This window comes from Pantoea sp., from assembly GCF_028283705.1.
In the GTDB taxonomy this organism is placed as follows: Bacteria; Pseudomonadota; Gammaproteobacteria; order Enterobacterales; family Enterobacteriaceae; genus Pantoea.
Genome location: NZ_JAPWKD010000025.1, coordinates 86892 through 103672, shown reverse-complemented (window position 1 = coordinate 103672; position 16781 = coordinate 86892). Strand labels below are relative to the sequence as shown.

The window sequence follows — 16781 nt, the reverse complement described above, 5'->3', positions numbered from 1 at the left end:
GGCGCTTAACTTAATGGCGAACTGTGACAGCCACATCGCGCGGAGATGACAACAAGATGACAGCAGCGAAGACTGCTGTCAGAGGAATTACAACATCAGGAAAGCATAACCTTCGTTTTGCAGCGTGGCGACGGTGGTGCCACTGGACAGCGTGTGCGTGACCATCGGATCAATCCATTCGCGTTCCAGCTGATGGAAAGCCACCGATTGATCGCAAATCGACACCTTCACCCCGGCTTTTTCCAGCTCGCTGATCAACTTCAGGTTGGGATTATCGACGCCATAAGCTTTGCGGAATTGTTCGTTGTTCAGCGCAGCAGGCACCGCATCGCTGTTAATTGATACCACGAAGTTCAGCTGGTTAAGCGGCACCCCGGCAGCGTAATAAAGGTTGGTGACGCGCGCCACACGTTCCAGCCCGAGGTTCGGCTGGCGAATATCCCCTTCGCTACGGTTAATCTGGAAGACGATTTTGTTGCTCAGGCCTGGCGTGCTGCCAGGGTTAAACGCCGGTGTGTTCACAAAATGAATCTTGCCATAACCGTCGATGGCAGGTGTGCTCCAGAAATCAGCCGGTTCGGTTTTTTTATCCGCAAACTTGTCGCTGACTTTACCAACAAGGTCGGGAAGCTGAAGCACATTTCCGCCGATAAAACCGGCCAGTGCTGCCACTACAATGTATGTTGCTGGACGCATTTCACTTCTCCTCAACCATCATCAAAAAGCCCGTTACATTTGTAGCCATGCATAGCCCTGATTTTGCAGCGTCGACACCGTGGTCGGGCTGGAGAGCGCATGGATCACCGATTTGTCGATCCAGTCATTTGGGTAGTGATGAAACGCCACCGACTGATCGCATACCGACACCTTCACCCCTCGCTTATTCAGCTCTGCAATCAACGGCAGATTGGGGTTATCGGTGCCATAAACTTGTTTGAAATGCGCGTTATCCAGCATCGCCGGGGTCGCATCACCGGTGACTGACACCACAAAGTGCAGTTGCTCCGCCGGGACACCCGAGGCGATATACAGATTCACCACCCTGGCCACACGTTCCAGCCCAAGGTTTGGCCGGGCGATATCACCTTCGTTTTTGGTGAGCTGAAACACAATCTTGTTGCTTAGACCGGCCACCGGCTTAAAGGCCGCATCGGGTTCGTAATGGATTTTGCCGTAGCCATTAATGCCCGGCGTGCTCCAGAACCCTTCCGGGTCGCTCGGTGGCGATGAAAAGTGGTTAACGACACGCTGATAGAGGTCATCACTTTTACTGGCAACGGCACCAACAAAACCACCGACGATCGCAATCAGGGCATAGGAGACAACAGAACGCATAGGCACTCTCCGGCAGGTAGTCGCAGTCCGTTTGAACAATGTGCTTTATCTATACCACACCAGGACAACGCCTAAAGCCGCCGGTTTTCACGGCTGTGCGCGGTTTCATTGCAGGAAAAATAATTAGCGCGACTCATTGAATAGCAACGCTGATGAAGGAAAGACGGCGGGTTGAAAAATGGCTGGACGGAAGTTTTGCCGGGGAAACCGATTGTCATGACTATCAATGATGGGAAATATGACCATCCTTTTATGCAGTTCCCTGCTTAACCTTTTGCGTCATGATTAATAATGTCGATGGATAAATCAGGCCATCCGCACATTCTTTGCCCTACTTTTCAGAGTAAACCTGGAAAGATTCATGCCAGATTCAATAATTTTGAGTAATTTTACCTGAATTTACGCTTAGCCAGGCGCAACACTGCTGTAAATGGCGCATTTGTCTTATTCAAATTTTTGCTACTTTTTTCGCCATGCGTCAGCAACATTTTGCATTTATCTCATTTCGTGCCTGCGCTTGCTTGTACGATAAGTCTGGTTAAGATAAAAACCCTGTCCGCAGAACATTTGCACCACTTACCTGTCCAATTTCAGGTCACTCGTTACAGGATCAAGGCATGTTTAACCGGTTGAAGAAATCAGTGCTGGCGGCCCTTATTCCTGCGCTGCTGCTCACACCCGCGCTGAGTGCCCGCGCCGACGTGAGCGATTCTCTGCCCGATATGGGCACCACGGCGGGCGCAACGCTGTCGATTAATCAGGAATTGCAGATCGGTGATTTCTATGTGCGGCAGCTACGTGCCAGCGCCCCGCTGATCAACGATCCCTTGCTGAATCAATATATCAACCAACTCGGACAGCGCCTGGTCGCGCATGCCGACTCAGTGCGCACACCGTTTCATTTTTATCTGATCCAGAATGATGAGCTGAACGCCTTCGCCTTCTTTGGTGGCAACGTGGTGCTGCACTCGGCGCTTTTCCGCTTCACCGATAACGAAAGCCAGCTGGCATCGGTGATGGCGCACGAAATCTCCCACGTCACCCAGCGCCATCTGGCACGCGCTATGGAAGAACAGAAGAAGAATGCGCCGCTGACCTGGGTCGGTGCGCTCGGTTCGATTTTGCTGGCGATTGCTAACCCGCAGGCGGGGATGGCCGGGCTGATGGGCACCCTCGCCGGGACGCAGCAGGGGATGATCAGCTTTACCCAAAGCAATGAACAGGAAGCGGACCGCATTGGTATTCAGGTGTTGCAACGCGCCGGGTTTGATCCCCAGGCGATGCCTGCTTTCCTGCAAAAGCTGGCGGATCAAAGCCGCTTCTCGTCTAAGCCCCCGGAAATCCTGCTGACTCACCCCCTGCCTGACAGCCGTCTGGCGGATGCGCGCAACCGCGCGAACCAGATGCGTCCGGTAGTGGTGCAGTCCTCACAGGATTTCTATATGGCGAAAGTCCGTTCTCTCGGCATGTATTCCACCGGCCAGAATCAGCTGACCGATGAGCTGCTGAATCAATACGCCAAAGGCAACAGCCGTGAACAACAGGCATCGCAGTACGGCAAAGCGGTGCAGTTTTTGCAGGCCAAAAGCTTTGAAAACGCAAAGAAAATCATTGCGCCGATGCTGGCTAAACAACCGGATAACGTCTGGTTTCTCGATATCATGTCCGACATTGATATCGGTCTGAATCAACCTCAGCAGGCTATCAACATGCTCAGCAGCGCCAAAGGCAGCAACAGCAATGCGGTGATTCAGCTCAACCTGGCGAACGCCTACGTTGAAGCCAAACAACCCGCCAATGCCAGCCGCATCCTCAATCGCTACACCTGGTCGCACCCGGACGATCCTAATGGCTGGGATCTGCTGGCGCAGGCTTCCGCCGCCCAGGGTTTGCAGGATGAGGAACTCTCGGCACGCGCAGAAGGCCTGGCGTTGAATGGTCAGATGGATCAGGCCATCCGGGCACTCAGTAGCGCCAGCGCCCAGGTGCCGATCGGCAGCCTGAAACAGGCGCGTTATGATGCGCGCATCGACCAATTCCGTGAGCTGCAAAAACGCTTCCGTCAGTATCAAAAAGGATCTTAATCATGGTGACCATTTATCATAATCCGCGTTGCAGCAAGAGCCGCGAAACCCTCGCGCTGCTGCAACAGCAGGGCGTGCAGCCGGAAGTGGTGCTGTATCTGGAGACCCCACCCGACGTAGCCACGCTGAAAACCTTGCTGAAACAACTTGGAATGAGCAGCGCGCGTGAACTGATGCGCCGCAAAGAAGATTTGTATAAATCGCTGGAATTAGCCAACCCGGAACTGACAGAAGATCAGCTGCTACAGGCGCTGGCAGCAAACCCGAAACTGATTGAAAGGCCGATTGTGATTAACGGTGAGCAGGCGCGTCTCGGTCGCCCGCCTGAAGCGGTGCTGGAGATTGTTTAAAGCCCCAGCGCTTCTTTAACAAAGGGAATGGTGAGTTTGCGTTGTGCGCTGATCGAGGCACGATCCAGTCTGTCGAGTGTGTCAAACAGGGTACGCATTTCACGGTCGAGGCGTTTCAGCAGGAAGCGCCCGACGTCCTCCGGCAATTCAAATCCGCGGATCCCGGCACGCAACTGCATCGCCTGCAATTTGTCGTCATCCGACAGCGGCTGTAAGCGGTAGATTTGGCCCCAGTCGAGACGGGACGCCAGGTCCGGCAACCCGAGGTTAAGCTGACGCGGCGGACGATCGCCGGTGATCAACAGACGGGTTTTACCGATTTCCAGAATGCGGTTGTAGAGATCAAAGATCGCCATTTCCCATTCAGCATCCCCGGCGATACATTCAATATTGTCGATGCATACCAACGCCAGATGCTCCATGCCTTCCAGCACATCGGGAACAAACCAGGTGCGTTTATCCAGCGGGACGTAACCCACCGCCTCACCACGCGCCGACATTTCCGCGCAGGCCGCATGCAGCAGATGACTGCGCCCACCGCCTTCGCGTGACCAGAAATAGAGATAGCTGCCGTGTTGCTGCACCAGCGCGCCTTGAAGCGCAGCGAGGAGGGACGGATTTTCCCCTGGCCAGAAGCTGGCAAAGGTTTCGTCATCAGGTAAGTAAAGTGGCAGTGAAAGCTGTGCCGGCGTGTTCAGAAGCACCTCAGGGTATGAACGGGCAGAAAACCGGGCAAGTTTATCATGATCCTTGCCAGAGATGAACCGGGCTTCCCTGCCCGGCAAAGACGCTTAGGATTCGCGTTGTTCTTCAGCGTCCAGCACCACTTCTTCCGGGCGTAACAGGCTGATTACGCGGAAGATCAGGCTGAGGGCCACACCGACGATGGTCGCCAGCGCCATACCTTTCAGCTCGGCAGCACCGATATGGACTTTCGCGCCACTGACACCGATGATCAGGATCACCGAGGTAAGGATCAGGTTCTGTGCTTTGTTGTAATCCACTTTGGATTCAATCAACACACGGATACCGGAGGCACCGATCACCCCGTACAGCAGCAAAGAGACACCGCCCATCACCGGCACCGGGATCGCCTGAATCGCCGCCGCCAGTTTACCGACGCAGGACAGCAGAATCGCCAGGATCGCCGCGCCGCCGATCACCCAGGTACTGTAGACACGGGTAATCGCCATCACGCCAATGTTTTCACCGTAGGTCGTGTTAGGCGTCGAACCGAAGAAACCGGAGATCATGGTAGAGAGACCATTAGCAAACATCGAGCGATGCAGGCCCGGATCGCGGATCAGATCTTTTTTGACGATATTTGCCGTCACCACCAGGTGACCAACGTGCTCGGCAATCACCACCAGCGCCGCAGGCAGAATGGTCAGCATCGCTGCCCACTCGAAGCGCGGCGTGTAGAAGGTTGGCAACGCGAACCAGGGCGCATTCACCACCGAAGACCAGTTGACGATCCCCATAAATGAAGAGAGCGCGTAGCCCACCAGCACGCCAATCAGAATCGGGATGATGGCGAAGAAACCCCGGAACAGTACCGAACCGAAAACGGTAACGCCGAGCGTGACCATCGAGATAAACACGGTGGTGCCATCCGGTGAGGTACCCTCAGCGGGCAGCAGTCCGGCCATATTGGCCGCCACGCCTGCCAGTTCCAGGCCGATAACCGCAACAATTGCGCCCATCGCTGCTGGCGGGAACATCACGTCCAGCCAGCCGGTACCGGCTTTTTTCACTATCAGCGCCACCACACAGAACAGGAAGCCGCAGAGGATAAAGCCCCCCAGCGCCACTTCATAGCCCAGCGGCAGCAGCAGCAATACCGGTGAAATAAAAGCAAAGCTGGAGCCGAGATAGGCCGGAATTTTGCCTTTACAGATAAACAGGTACAGCAGCGTACCGACACCGTTAAACAGCAACACCGTGGCCGGGTTGATGTGGAACAAAATCGGCACCAGCACCGTTGCACCAAACATAGCAAACAGATGTTGCAGGCTGAGTGGAATGGTTTTGAGTAGCGGCGGTCGTTCGTTAACGCCGATGGCGCGACGAGTCATTCAGTTATCCCCTTGAGTTGTGTGGTGCTTTTTTGCCAAAAAAAAGCCGACTCTCTGGCCGGCTGCTTTATTTATTTGGTTCCGAAAATCTTGTCACCGGCATCGCCGAGACCAGGAATAATGTAGCCCTTCTCGTTCAGGCCTTTATCGATAGACGCGGTGTACAGTTCCACATCCGGGTGCGCTTTTTCCAGCGCGGCAATCCCTTCCGGTGCCGCTACCAGCACCAGCACCTTGATGCTGTTACAACCGGCTTTTTTCAGCAGGTCGATGGTGGCGATCATTGACCCACCGGTCGCCAGCATCGGGTCAACCACCAGCGCCATGCGTTCTTCAATGTTGGAAACCAGTTTCTGGAAGTACGGCACCGGCTCGAGGGTTTCTTCATCACGATAGACACCCACCACGCTGATACGCGCGCTTGGTACGTGCTCCAGCACCCCTTCCATCATGCCCAGACCGGCGCGCAGAATCGGCACCACGGTAATTTTTTTGCCTTTGATTTGTTCGATTTCTACCGGGCCATTCCAGCCTTCGATGGTAACGCGTTCGGTTGCCAGGTCGGCAGTGGCTTCATAGGTCAACAGGCTACCCACTTCCGAGGCCAGTTCGCGGAATCGCTTGGTGCTGACATCATGCTCACGCATCAGGCCCAGTTTATGTTTGACCAGCGGGTGTTTGACTTCCACGATCTTCATGAGTGTTCTCCCGGAATTGTGTTGAGCGAAAAAAAAATCGCCGGATTATACCGCCTTTTTTCCGCGACGCCATATGTCATTGGTCAATACAACGCCCTGCTCCCTCCGGGATTAAGGATTAGCGAAAAAGCGGTACTGTGCAAAGGCGGCGTGAGATGGGACTCGCAAACGTTTGCCTGCGCTGGTAGAATTACGCCGCTTTATTTTAACCACCAACCGCAACTCGCGTGGGGATTCCGCAGTGACCGACAAGACCTCTCTCAGCTACAAAGACGCCGGTGTAGATATTGACGCTGGTAACGCTCTGGTTGACCGTATCAAAGGCGTAGTGAAAAAGACCCGCCGCCCGGAAGTGATGGGTGGACTGGGTGGCTTTGGCGCGCTTTGTGCGCTGCCGCAGAAATACCGCGAGCCAGTGCTGGTTTCCGGCACCGACGGCGTCGGCACCAAGCTGCGTCTGGCTATGGATCTGAAGCGCCATGACAGCATCGGTATCGATCTGGTGGCGATGTGCGTGAATGACCTGGTGGTACAAGGCGCTGAGCCGCTGTTCTTCCTCGACTACTATGCAACCGGCAAGCTGGATGTAGATACCGCTTCATCGGTCATCACCGGTATCGCAGAAGGTTGTCTGCAATCGGGTTGTGCGCTGGTTGGCGGTGAAACCGCTGAAATGCCAGGCATGTACCATGGCGAAGATTACGACGTGGCCGGTTTTTGCGTTGGCGTAGTGGAAAAATCAGAAATCATCGACGGCTCGAAAGTGCAGGATGGCGATGTACTGATTGCGCTGGGTTCCAGCGGTCCGCACTCCAACGGCTATTCGCTGGTGCGTAAAATCCTCCAGGTGAGCCAGACCGATCCGGAAAGCAAACAGCTGGAAGGTAAATCGCTGGCCGATCATCTGCTGGCCCCGACCCGCATCTACGTGAAAAACATCCTCAGCCTGATCGAACAGGTTGATGTGCACGCGATTGCACACCTCACCGGTGGCGGCTTCTGGGAAAACATTCCGCGCGTACTGCCGGACAACACCCAGGCGGTGCTGGAAGAGAGCAGTTGGCAGTGGCCAGCGGTGTTCGGCTGGCTGCAGCAGGCAGGTAACGTTAGCCGTCATGAAATGTACCGCACCTTTAACTGCGGCGTGGGTATGGTGATTGCGCTGAGCGCGGCAGAAGCCGACAAAGCAATTCAGCTGATGACCGACGCAGGCGAGCAGGCATGGAAAATCGGTGTGATCAAAGCTTCTGATTCCAAAGAGCGTGTGGTCATCAACCCATGAAGAAATTGGTTGTACTGATTTCCGGTAACGGGAGCAATCTTCAGTCCATCCTCGACGCCTGCGCAAGCGGGCGGATTAACGGCAGCGTGGCTGCCGTTTTCAGTAATAAAGCCTCGGCCATGGGTTTAACGCGCGCGCAGGAAGCGGGTGTCGCGACCCATACGCTGGCCGCCAGTGAATTTGCCGACCGTAACGCCTTCGATCGCCAGCTGATGCAGGACATTGATGCTTACGCCCCGGATCTGGTGGTGCTGGCGGGTTACATGCGTATTCTCAGCCAGGCGTTTGTTGCGCATTACCACGATCGTCTGGTCAACATCCATCCCTCCCTGCTGCCGAAGTATCCCGGCCTGCACACTCATCGTCAGGCGCTGGAGAATGGCGACGAGGAACACGGCACCTCAGTGCATTTCGTCACGGATGAGCTGGATGGCGGGCCGATTATTTTGCAGGCGCGCGTACCGGTGTTTGCGGATGATACGGAAGATGAAGTCACTGCCCGCGTGCAGCATCAGGAGCATGCGATTTATCCGCTGGTGATCAGCTGGTTTGTCGATGGACGCTTGCAGATGCGCGAGGGTGCCGCCTGGCTGGATGGCCAACCGTTGCCGCCACAGGGTTATGCCCACGATTGATCCCGTACCCAATACGACTTCGCGCGATAAATCGTGCCGTTACAGTATTCGCAACCTTTTGTAGCGGCGCGATTTATCGCGCAATATTTTAGGTTTTGCCTTACCCAAACCGTCCCGTAATGTAATCTTCGGTGCGCCGTGTTTTCGGCGTGGTGAAGATGCGGTCAGTTTCATCAAACTCCACCAGCTGGCCATGGTGCATAAACGCGGTGTAATCCGACACGCGCGCTGCCTGCTGCATATTGTGCGTCACCAGCACCAGCGTGAAATGCTGCTTCAGCGTGCTCATCAACTCTTCAATCACCAGTGTAGAGATCGGGTCCAGCGCCGAGGTCGGCTCGTCCAGCAACAGGACTTCCGGTTCAATGGCAATGGCGCGCGCAATCACCAGCCGCTGCTGCTGTCCGGTGGAGAGGGTTAAGGCACTTTGCCCCAATTGATCCTTCACCTCCCCCCACAGCGCCGCCGCACGCAGCGCATTTTCGCAGGCTTCATTCAGCACCCGACGATCGCGCACGCCCTGCAAGCGCAGACCATAAACCACGTTTTCATAAATTGATTTAGGGAACGGATTCGGGCGCTGAAACACCATGCCAACACGCCGCCGCAGCGCAGCCAGATCCTGTTCCGGTTGCATAATGGCATGCTGCCCCAACAGGATCTCACCTTCCACCCGGCAGCGATCGATCACATCATTCATGCGATTAAAGCAGCGCAACAGCGTCGATTTGCCGCAGCCGGAGGGGCCAATCAGCGCCGTGATGCGATTCTTCGGCAGTTGCAGGGCAATGTTATTCAGCGCCTGGCGTTCGCCATACCATAGCGAAAGCTGATTAACCTCAAGAGCGATGTCGTAATCGGGCGTCATGTGTAAAACCTTTTAATGCGTCATAAGCCGGTAACGCTCACGCAGACGGTGGCGCAACGCCATCGCCAGCAAATTGAGCGACAGGATGATCACCACCAGCAACAGGGCGGTGGCGTAAACCAGGGGACGATCAGCGTCGATATTCGGGCTCTGGAAGGCCAGATCGTAAATCTGAAAACCGAGGTGCATAAATTTGCGGTCAAGGTGCAGATAAGGAAACACTGCGTCTACTGGCAGTTCCGGTACCATCTTCACCACCCCGACCAGCATCAGCGGGGCAGTTTCCCCGGCAGCACGCGCCACCGCCAGAATCAACCCCGTCAGCATCGCCGGAACCGCCATCGGCAGTACCACGCGCCACAGGGTTTCGGCCTGCGTCGCCCCCAACGCCAGCGAACCTTGTCGCAGGCTATCCGGGATACGGGACAGACCTTCTTCCGTGGCGACGATTACCACCGGCAGCGTCAGCAGCGCCAGCGTCAACGCCGCCCACAGCAGACCGGGGGTACCAAATGTCGGATTGGGCAAGGCGCGCGCGTAAAATATCTGGTCAATGGTGCCGCCAATCAGCCAGACAAAAAAGCCCAGACCAAACACGCCATAAACAATCGAGGGAACCCCCGCCAGATTCACCACTGCAATCCGCACCAGCCGGGTCAGCGCGTTGCGACCGGCGTATTCATGCAGCCAGACCGCCGCCACCACACCGAGTGGCATGACGATAACCGACATCAGCAACACCATCAGTACCGTACCAAAAATCGCCGGAAAGGCGCCGCTTTCGCTCTCGCCTGCCGCCGGGTTATCGCTGACAAATTGCCATAGCTGGCTGAGAAAATGCTGCATTTTCTGGCCGAGGCTCATGTTATTCGGATACCAGGTCGCGACAATTTGCGCCAGCGGGATCAGATGGTCCTGTCCCTGCACGTCGCGCAACACCAGCACATCCCGATGACTGGCGCTTTGCAACTGCGCCAGCTGGCTGCCCAGCGCAGCGAAGTTCCGTTGCAAAGCGGCGCTATTGGCGTCGTATTCAGACTGACGCTGCGCGCTAAACTCCCCTTTCAGCTGTTGCCTCTCAGCCTGTCGTTGCAGATTTTCCAGTTGGGCATTGAGGCGCGCCATTTCGATACGGCGAATATGGCTGGCCTGCCGCAGCTGCCCGTGGACCTGTTGCAAACGCTGGTGCAGCAACGCATCACGGTCGCGCGCCGTCAGCACTTCATTATCTTCACGCAGCTCAATAAACCAGCCATAGGCATTCCCGCCGCTGCGACGTTGCAGCACTATCACATCCGCAGGCCTACGGGTTTTCGCCCGGCTCTGGCTATCAATCACGCGAAAATCAGGAGGGGAAAAATCACGATTACCGGTTTTCACCCAATAACGCCAGCCGCTGTCATGCCGCTGTCGTTGCAGGGTTTCCCCCAGCACCATCACCGGATCGCCCTCAGGTGGCTGGAACAGATATTGATCGACCAGCTGCGGCCAGAAGGCACGCATCCCCTGCCACGCCAGTAAGCCAATCAGCAGGGTAAAAGCCAGTAAACATACGGCCACAGCACCGGCAGTCAGCCAACGCCAGCGATCATTTTGGCGCATTGCCTTCATCCCTGTCCCTCATGCTGGCTGTAGCGCTGTCGCAGGCGCTGACGGATCACTTCCGCCACCGTGTTAATGATTAAGGTAAATATCAGCAGAATCAGCGCACTGAGAAACAGAATGCGATAATGGGCGCTGCCCGCTGCCGCTTCCGGCATTTCAATAGCGATATTGGCGGAAAGCGCACGTAATCCGGCAAATAACCCGCCTTCACTCACCGGGGTGTTACCGGTTGCCATCAGCACGATCATGGTTTCCCCCAGAGCCCGACCAAAACCAATCATCAGTGCGGCAAAAATCCCGGCCGAAGCACCGGGCAAGATCACACGCGTCAGGGTCTGCCACGGCGTAGCCCCCAGCGCCAGCGAGCCTTGCCCCAGTGAGACCGGCACGCTGAATAACGCATCTTCCGATAAGGTAAAAATCAGGGGTACCAGCGCAAATGCCATCGCCAGCGCAGCCACCAGCAGGTTGCGCTGTTCATAATGAGCCAGCCGTTCCCCCATCGCGGGCCAGAAATGGGTTGGCAGCCAGAGCGTCAGCAACGTCACCACCAGCAGAATCGGCAGCAACAGCAGCACTTCATAGCCAGGCTGACGCCAGCGCGCGGGCAGCCGCGGGCTGAGCACTCCGCATAACAACAACGTGGCCGCCAGTATCAGCGGCAACAGTAACACGCCAATCAACGCATTGCTGATATGCGGTGCCAGCCACACCCCGGCAATCAGGCCGATGACCACGCTCGGCAGCGCACCCATCATCTCAATGCCCGGTTTCACCCAGCGGCGCAGGCCCGGTGTCATAAACCACGCGGTGTACATCGCCGCAGCCAGCGCCAGTGGAGTGGCAAACAACAGCGCCAGGCTGGCGGCCTTCAGGGTGCCAATAATCATCGGTATCAGGCTGAATTTGGCCTGATAGCTGTCCCCCGCCGCCGTGGATTGCCACACCCAATCTGGCTGTGGATAGTTTTCATACCAGATTTTCTGCCACAGATTGCGCCAGCTAAAGTCAGGCCAGGGATCGTCAAGGCGCAGACGCTGCCATTGCCCTGCCCGTTCCACCACCAGCGTTTCGCCGCGCGGTGAAAAAGCGGCAGCCACGATGCCCGGTTCCAGCTTGCGGGTGACTGTCGCCCCCTGCTGCTTACTGGCGAACAGGCTGACATCGCCCTCAGGTGTCAGGGTGGCGAAGACGCGACGCTGTGGTTCGGTCACAATCAAAGCCGTATCCGAACTGCCGTCAAAAGTATGGATTTCCTGTAAACGTGGCCCCTGTGGACCGGTAATCGCGAACCATTGGCTGATGCCGCGTTGATCCTGAATCAGCAGGGTGCGGCCACCAGCCAGCAGATGCAGGCTACGCGGACGCTGCACCAGCGTTTGTGTTTCACGCAGTTGCGCACCGTCATCGCTGATTTGCCAGACACGCAGCAGACGGCCCTCGCTGGTATACAGCAGGTTGCCATCCGGGGAGAACAGCAGATGATCAGCCTGCTGTTGAGACAGGACAATCTGGTTGACGTGGGCTGATTTATCCAGCGTCAGCACGATAATGCCGCTGGCGGTTTGCGCAGCGATGCGCCATTGATCAACCCCGAGGGTAGCCAGTGCCATCTGCGCTACGGCTCCCTGCGGCAGATGCATCGGACGATCGCCCAGCGGAAAACGCCATTCACCATTAACCGGTTGCATCAACATCAGGTCACCCTGCATATTCAACAGCAGGCTGTTGTGGTCGGCGCTTTGCACCACCGCATCCGGTTTACCATTCAGTGCCAGCGCAGGCCCGGCAGGTTGACCATCAAGCGGAATAAAACGTGCTTCATCGCGGCTGATGCGCCATCCCAGTTGCCCATCGTTGCCTAATGCCAGCACCGGGGCCTTATCCCACAGCTGCTGACTGGCGACGATCTGCATCCCTGGCGGATTAAAAAGTGGCATTACTACCCAGATCAACCAGAAAAATAGCAGTAACATCAAAGCCAGAATCCCCACGCCGCAGGCGGTGACAACACGCTTTACCCACCGGTCGATGGCTCGACGGCGGCTATCACTAAAGTGGACGGGAATTCTTGTTATGCTCATGCAGACCAGGGTTACGCTCGTAGACAAGCCGCTATGTTGCCCGTAGCTGATTGATAAGACAACTGTTGGCGTTGGACAAGCCTGCCATACTCTCGCCATAATGGTGACGGACACTGAGCGGAAAGCCCCTTTTCGCCGGACACCCCGTCCAGCAACAGCATCACGGAGTCAGAATGGGTCAGGAAAAGCTGTATATAGAAAAAGAATTAAGCTGGTTATCATTTAATGAACGCGTGTTACAGGAAGCAGCGGATAAAAGTAACCCGCTGATTGAACGTATGCGTTTCCTCGGGATCTATTCGAACAACCTTGATGAGTTTTATAAAGTCCGCTTCGCGGATTTGAAACGTCGCATTCTGATCGGTGAGGAACAAGGATCGCCCAGCACCCCACGTCATCTGCTGAAGAAAATTCAACTACGGGTGCTGAAATCCGACCAGGAATTTGACGCGTTGTATAACGAATTGCTGCTGGAGATGGCGCGTAATCAGATCTTCCTGATTAATGAACGTCAGCTGTCGCCCAATCAGCAGGTCTGGCTGCGGTATTACTTCAAGCACCAGCTGCGTCAGCATATCACGCCGATTCTGCTCAACCACGACACCGATTTAATCGAATTCCTTAAGGACGATTACACCTATCTGGCGGTGGAAATCATTCGTGGTGAAGACAAACGCTATGCCCTGCTGGAGATTCCGTCCGATAAAGTGCCGCGTTTCGTTAACCTGCCGGCCGAGTCACCCCGCCGTCGTAAACCGATGATCCTGCTGGACAACATTCTGCGCTATTGCCTTGATGAAATTTTCAAAGGCTTTTTCGATTATGATTCGCTGAATGCCTATTCCATGAAGATGACGCGCGATGCCGAGTACGATCTGGTCACTGAGATGGAATCCAGCCTGCTGGAACTGATGTCCTCCAGCCTGAAACAGCGCCTCAACGCCGAGCCGGTACGCTTCGTATATCAGCGTGATATGCCGGATGAAATGGTGGAGATGCTGCGTCATAAGCTCTCTATCTCCAACTATGACTCGGTGGTGCCGGGCGGCCGTTACCATAACTTCAAAGATTTCATCAGTTTCCCGAATGAAGGTAAAAGCAATCTGGAGAATCGCCCGTTACCGCAGATTCGTCATATTGGCTTTGATGGCTTCCGCAACGGCTTTGACGCCATTCGCAACCGCGATGTGCTGCTCTACTATCCGTACCATACTTTCGAGCATGTGCTGGAACTGCTGCGCCAGGCTTCCTTCGACCCCAGCGTGCTGGCGATCAAAATCAACATCTACCGTGTGGCGAAAAACTCGCGCATCATGGATGCGATGATCCACGCGGCCTACAATGGCAAAAAAGTGACGGTGGTGGTGGAATTGCAGGCGCGCTTTGATGAGGAAGCCAACATCCGCTGGGCGAAGCGTCTGACCGAAGCAGGCGTCCATGTGATTTTCTCTGCGCCGGGTCTGAAAATTCACGCCAAACTGTTCCTGATCTCGCGTCGCGAAGGGGACGAGATTGTGCGCTACGCACATATCGGCACCGGTAACTTCAACGAAAAAACCGCACGCATTTATACTGACTATTCTTTGTTAACTGCGGATGCGCGTATCACCAATGAAGTCCGTCGGGTGTTTAACTTTATTGAAAATCCGTATCGTCCGGTGAGTTTCGACCATCTGATGGTGTCGCCGCAAAATTCGCGCAATATGCTTTATCAATTGATTGATAACGAAATTGCCAACGTGCAGCAGGGTATTCCAGCGGGTATTACGTTGAAAATTAATAACCTGGTGGATAACGGTCTGGTGGATCGGCTGTATGCGGCGTCATCTGCCGGAGTAAAAGTGAACCTGCTGGTACGCGGTATGTGCTCGCTGATCCCGGATTTACCCGGCATTAGCGAAAATATTCGCGTGATTAGTATCGTTGACCGCTACCTGGAGCACGACCGCGTCTATATTTTCGAAAACGGTGGCGATAAAAAAGTGTATCTCTCCTCTGCGGACTGGATGACACGCAATATCGATTATCGTATTGAAGTGGCGGTGTCGATCCTGGACCCTCGTCTGAAAGAGCGCGTCCTGGATATCATTGCCATCCTGTTTAGCGATACAGTAAAAGCCCGTATCGTCGACAAAGAACTGAGTAACCGTTATGTGCCGCGCGGCAACCGCCGGAAGGTGCGCTCGCAGCTGGCGATTTACGATTACATCAAGAAACTGGAACAACCTGAATAATTCCTATGCCAATTTCCCATAAGAGTACGCCGAAGCCACAGGAGTTTGCGGCCATTGACCTCGGCTCCAACAGTTTTCATATGGTGATTGCCCGTGTGGTGGATGGTGCCATGCAGGTGCTGGGACGACTCAAGCAACGTGTGCATCTGGCCGATGGGCTGGATGCACAGAATCGCCTGAGCGAAGAGGCGATCCAGCGCGGGCTGAGCTGCCTGGCGCTGTTTGCCGAGCGCCTGCAAGGGTTCAGCCCGGCTAACGTCACCATCGTGGGGACGCATACGCTGCGTCAGGCGATTAACGCTGAAGAGTTTCTGCAACGGGCGGCCGACGTCATCCCCTACCCGATTGAAGTGATTTCCGGCAATGAAGAAGCACGTCTGATCTTTATGGGCGTGGAACATACGCAGCCGGAGAAAGGCCGTAAGCTGGTGATCGATATCGGCGGCGGCTCGACCGAGCTGGTGATTGGCGAAGATTTCGAACCGCAGCTGGTGGAAAGCCGCCGTATGGGTTGCGTCAGCTTTGCCCAGCTGTATTTCCCCAAAGGGGAAATCTCGCCGGAAAACTTCCGTCGCGCCCGTCTGGCGGCGGCGCAAAAGCTGGAAACCCTGGCCTGGCAATATCGTCTGCATGGCTGGCAGTACGCGCTGGGCGCGTCTGGCACCATCAAAGCCGCCTGTGAAGTGCTGCTGGCCATGGGCGAGAAAGAGAAGCTGATTACCCCGGAGCGGCTGGACCAGCTGTATAACGAGGTGATCAAGCACAAATCTTTTGCAGCACTTAGCCTGCCGGGCCTGTCTGAAGAACGTAAAGCGGTGTTTGTGCCTGGACTGGCAATTCTGTGTGGCGTCTTTGATGCGTTGGCGATTCGCGAGCTGCGTCTGTCCGATGGTGCCCTGCGCGAAGGCGTGCTGTATGAAATGGAAGGCCGCTTCCGCCACCAGGATATCCGCAGCCGTACCGCTCAAAGTCTGGCAAATCATTACGCCATCGATAACGAGCAGGCGCGTCGTGTGCTGGAAACCACCGAGCAACTGTATCTGCAATGGCTCGACCAAAACCCAAAGCTGGCGAATCCGCAACTGGCGGCCCTGCTGAAATGGGCGGCAACCTTGCATGAAGTCGGACTGACCATCAACCACAGCGGCATGCAGCGTCACTCGGCCTACATCCTGCAATACACCAACATGCCAGGTTTTAATCAGGATCAACAGATGCTGCTGGCGATGCTGGTACGCTTCCACCGTAAAGCGGTGAAGGTGGATGAAATGCCACGTTTCACCTTGTTTAAGAAGAAGCAGTTTCTGCCGCTGGTTTTCCTGCTACGTCTCGGCACCCTGTTGAATAATCAGCGCCAGGCCACCACGCGCCCGGATACGCTGAAGCTGAATACCGATGACGGACACTGGACGCTCACTTTCCCGGCAGGCTACTTCAGCCAGAACACGCTGGTGCAGCTGGATCTGGAGCGCGAGCAAAGCTACTGGAATGAAGTGACCGGCTGGAACCTGATTCTGCAAGAGGAGTAAAC

The 16781-nt window shown here is 55.5% G+C and carries 14 protein-coding genes; 6 read left to right on the top strand and 8 right to left on the bottom strand.

Annotated features, from left to right (window positions below; translation table 11 throughout):
• Positions 1–87: 87 nt before the first annotated feature.
• Entirely contained in the window at positions 88–696 is a 609-nt protein-coding gene (locus PW844_RS21380; protein WP_299456159.1) for a DsrE family protein, read from the bottom strand.
• Between the two features lie 33 nt (positions 697–729).
• A complete protein-coding gene (locus PW844_RS21375; RefSeq protein WP_299456157.1) occupies positions 730–1335 on the bottom strand; it encodes a DsrE family protein in 606 nt (201 codons plus the stop codon).
• Between the two features lie 617 nt (positions 1336–1952).
• Here PW844_RS21375 and PW844_RS21370 point away from each other — a divergent pair.
• Both PW844_RS21370 and arsC read left to right on the top strand, forming a co-directional pair.
• The gene (locus tag PW844_RS21370) at positions 1953–3419 is read left to right on the top strand and encodes a M48 family metallopeptidase (protein ID WP_299456155.1); all 1467 of its coding nucleotides are present in this window, start codon (positions 1953–1955) and stop codon (positions 3417–3419) included.
• Complete coding sequence (gene arsC, locus PW844_RS21365; RefSeq protein WP_299456197.1) at positions 3413–3769, top strand: arsenate reductase (glutaredoxin); 357 nt, start codon at positions 3413–3415, stop codon at positions 3767–3769. The genes PW844_RS21370 and arsC overlap by 7 nt, the downstream gene beginning before the upstream one ends.
• On the opposite strand, the gene hda is transcribed toward arsC, so the two are convergent.
• The 3 genes from hda to upp form a co-directional block, all read right to left on the bottom strand.
• Positions 3766–4473 (bottom strand): DnaA inactivator Hda, encoded by a 708-nt coding sequence (gene hda, locus PW844_RS21360; protein WP_208716049.1) that lies wholly within the window; start codon positions 4471–4473, stop codon positions 3766–3768. The two genes, arsC and hda, sit on opposite strands and share 4 nt — an antisense overlap.
• A gap of 87 nt (positions 4474–4560) precedes the next feature.
• Complete coding sequence (uraA, locus tag PW844_RS21355) at positions 4561–5844, bottom strand: uracil permease (protein WP_299456150.1); 1284 nt, start codon at positions 5842–5844, stop codon at positions 4561–4563.
• Positions 5845–5915: 71 nt separating this feature from the next.
• Complete coding sequence (gene upp, locus PW844_RS21350) at positions 5916–6542, bottom strand: uracil phosphoribosyltransferase (protein ID WP_021184323.1); 627 nt, start codon at positions 6540–6542, stop codon at positions 5916–5918.
• Between the two features lie 241 nt (positions 6543–6783).
• Here upp and purM point away from each other — a divergent pair, with 241 nt between their 5' ends.
• Complete coding sequence (purM, locus tag PW844_RS21345) at positions 6784–7824, top strand: phosphoribosylformylglycinamidine cyclo-ligase (protein ID WP_299456146.1); 1041 nt, start codon at positions 6784–6786, stop codon at positions 7822–7824.
• Complete coding sequence (gene purN / locus PW844_RS21340; RefSeq protein WP_299456144.1) at positions 7821–8459, top strand: phosphoribosylglycinamide formyltransferase; 639 nt, start codon at positions 7821–7823, stop codon at positions 8457–8459. The genes purM and purN overlap by 4 nt, the downstream gene beginning before the upstream one ends.
• Before the next feature lie 100 nt (positions 8460–8559).
• On the opposite strand, the gene pstB is transcribed toward purN, so the two are convergent.
• Genes pstB through PW844_RS21325 form a run of 3 tightly spaced genes read right to left on the bottom strand, consistent with a single transcriptional unit; the run spans position 8560 to position 13016 of the window.
• Complete coding sequence (gene pstB / locus PW844_RS21335; RefSeq protein ID WP_299456142.1) at positions 8560–9327, bottom strand: phosphate ABC transporter ATP-binding protein PstB; 768 nt, start codon at positions 9325–9327, stop codon at positions 8560–8562.
• A 12-nt stretch (positions 9328–9339) separates the two neighbouring features.
• Positions 9340–10938, bottom strand: coding sequence for a phosphate ABC transporter permease PstA (gene pstA, locus PW844_RS21330; protein WP_299456140.1), 1599 nt, complete (start codon positions 10936–10938; stop codon positions 9340–9342).
• On the bottom strand, positions 10935–13016 hold the full coding sequence (locus PW844_RS21325) for an ABC transporter permease subunit (RefSeq protein WP_299456138.1): 2082 nt from the start codon (positions 13014–13016) through the stop codon (positions 10935–10937). Before PW844_RS21325 ends, pstA begins: the two co-directional genes overlap by 4 nt.
• Before the next feature lie 173 nt (positions 13017–13189).
• Here PW844_RS21325 and ppk1 point away from each other — a divergent pair, with 173 nt between their 5' ends.
• Together ppk1 and ppx are read left to right on the top strand one after the other, a co-directional pair.
• Positions 13190–15250 (top strand): polyphosphate kinase 1, encoded by a 2061-nt coding sequence (ppk1, locus tag PW844_RS21320; RefSeq protein ID WP_299456136.1) that lies wholly within the window; start codon positions 13190–13192, stop codon positions 15248–15250.
• Positions 15251–15255: 5 nt separating this feature from the next.
• Positions 15256–16779: an exopolyphosphatase gene (ppx, locus tag PW844_RS21315; RefSeq protein ID WP_084876284.1), complete on the top strand. Its 1524-nt coding sequence runs from the start codon at positions 15256–15258 to the stop codon at positions 16777–16779.
• The last annotated feature ends 2 nt before the right edge of the window (positions 16780–16781 follow it).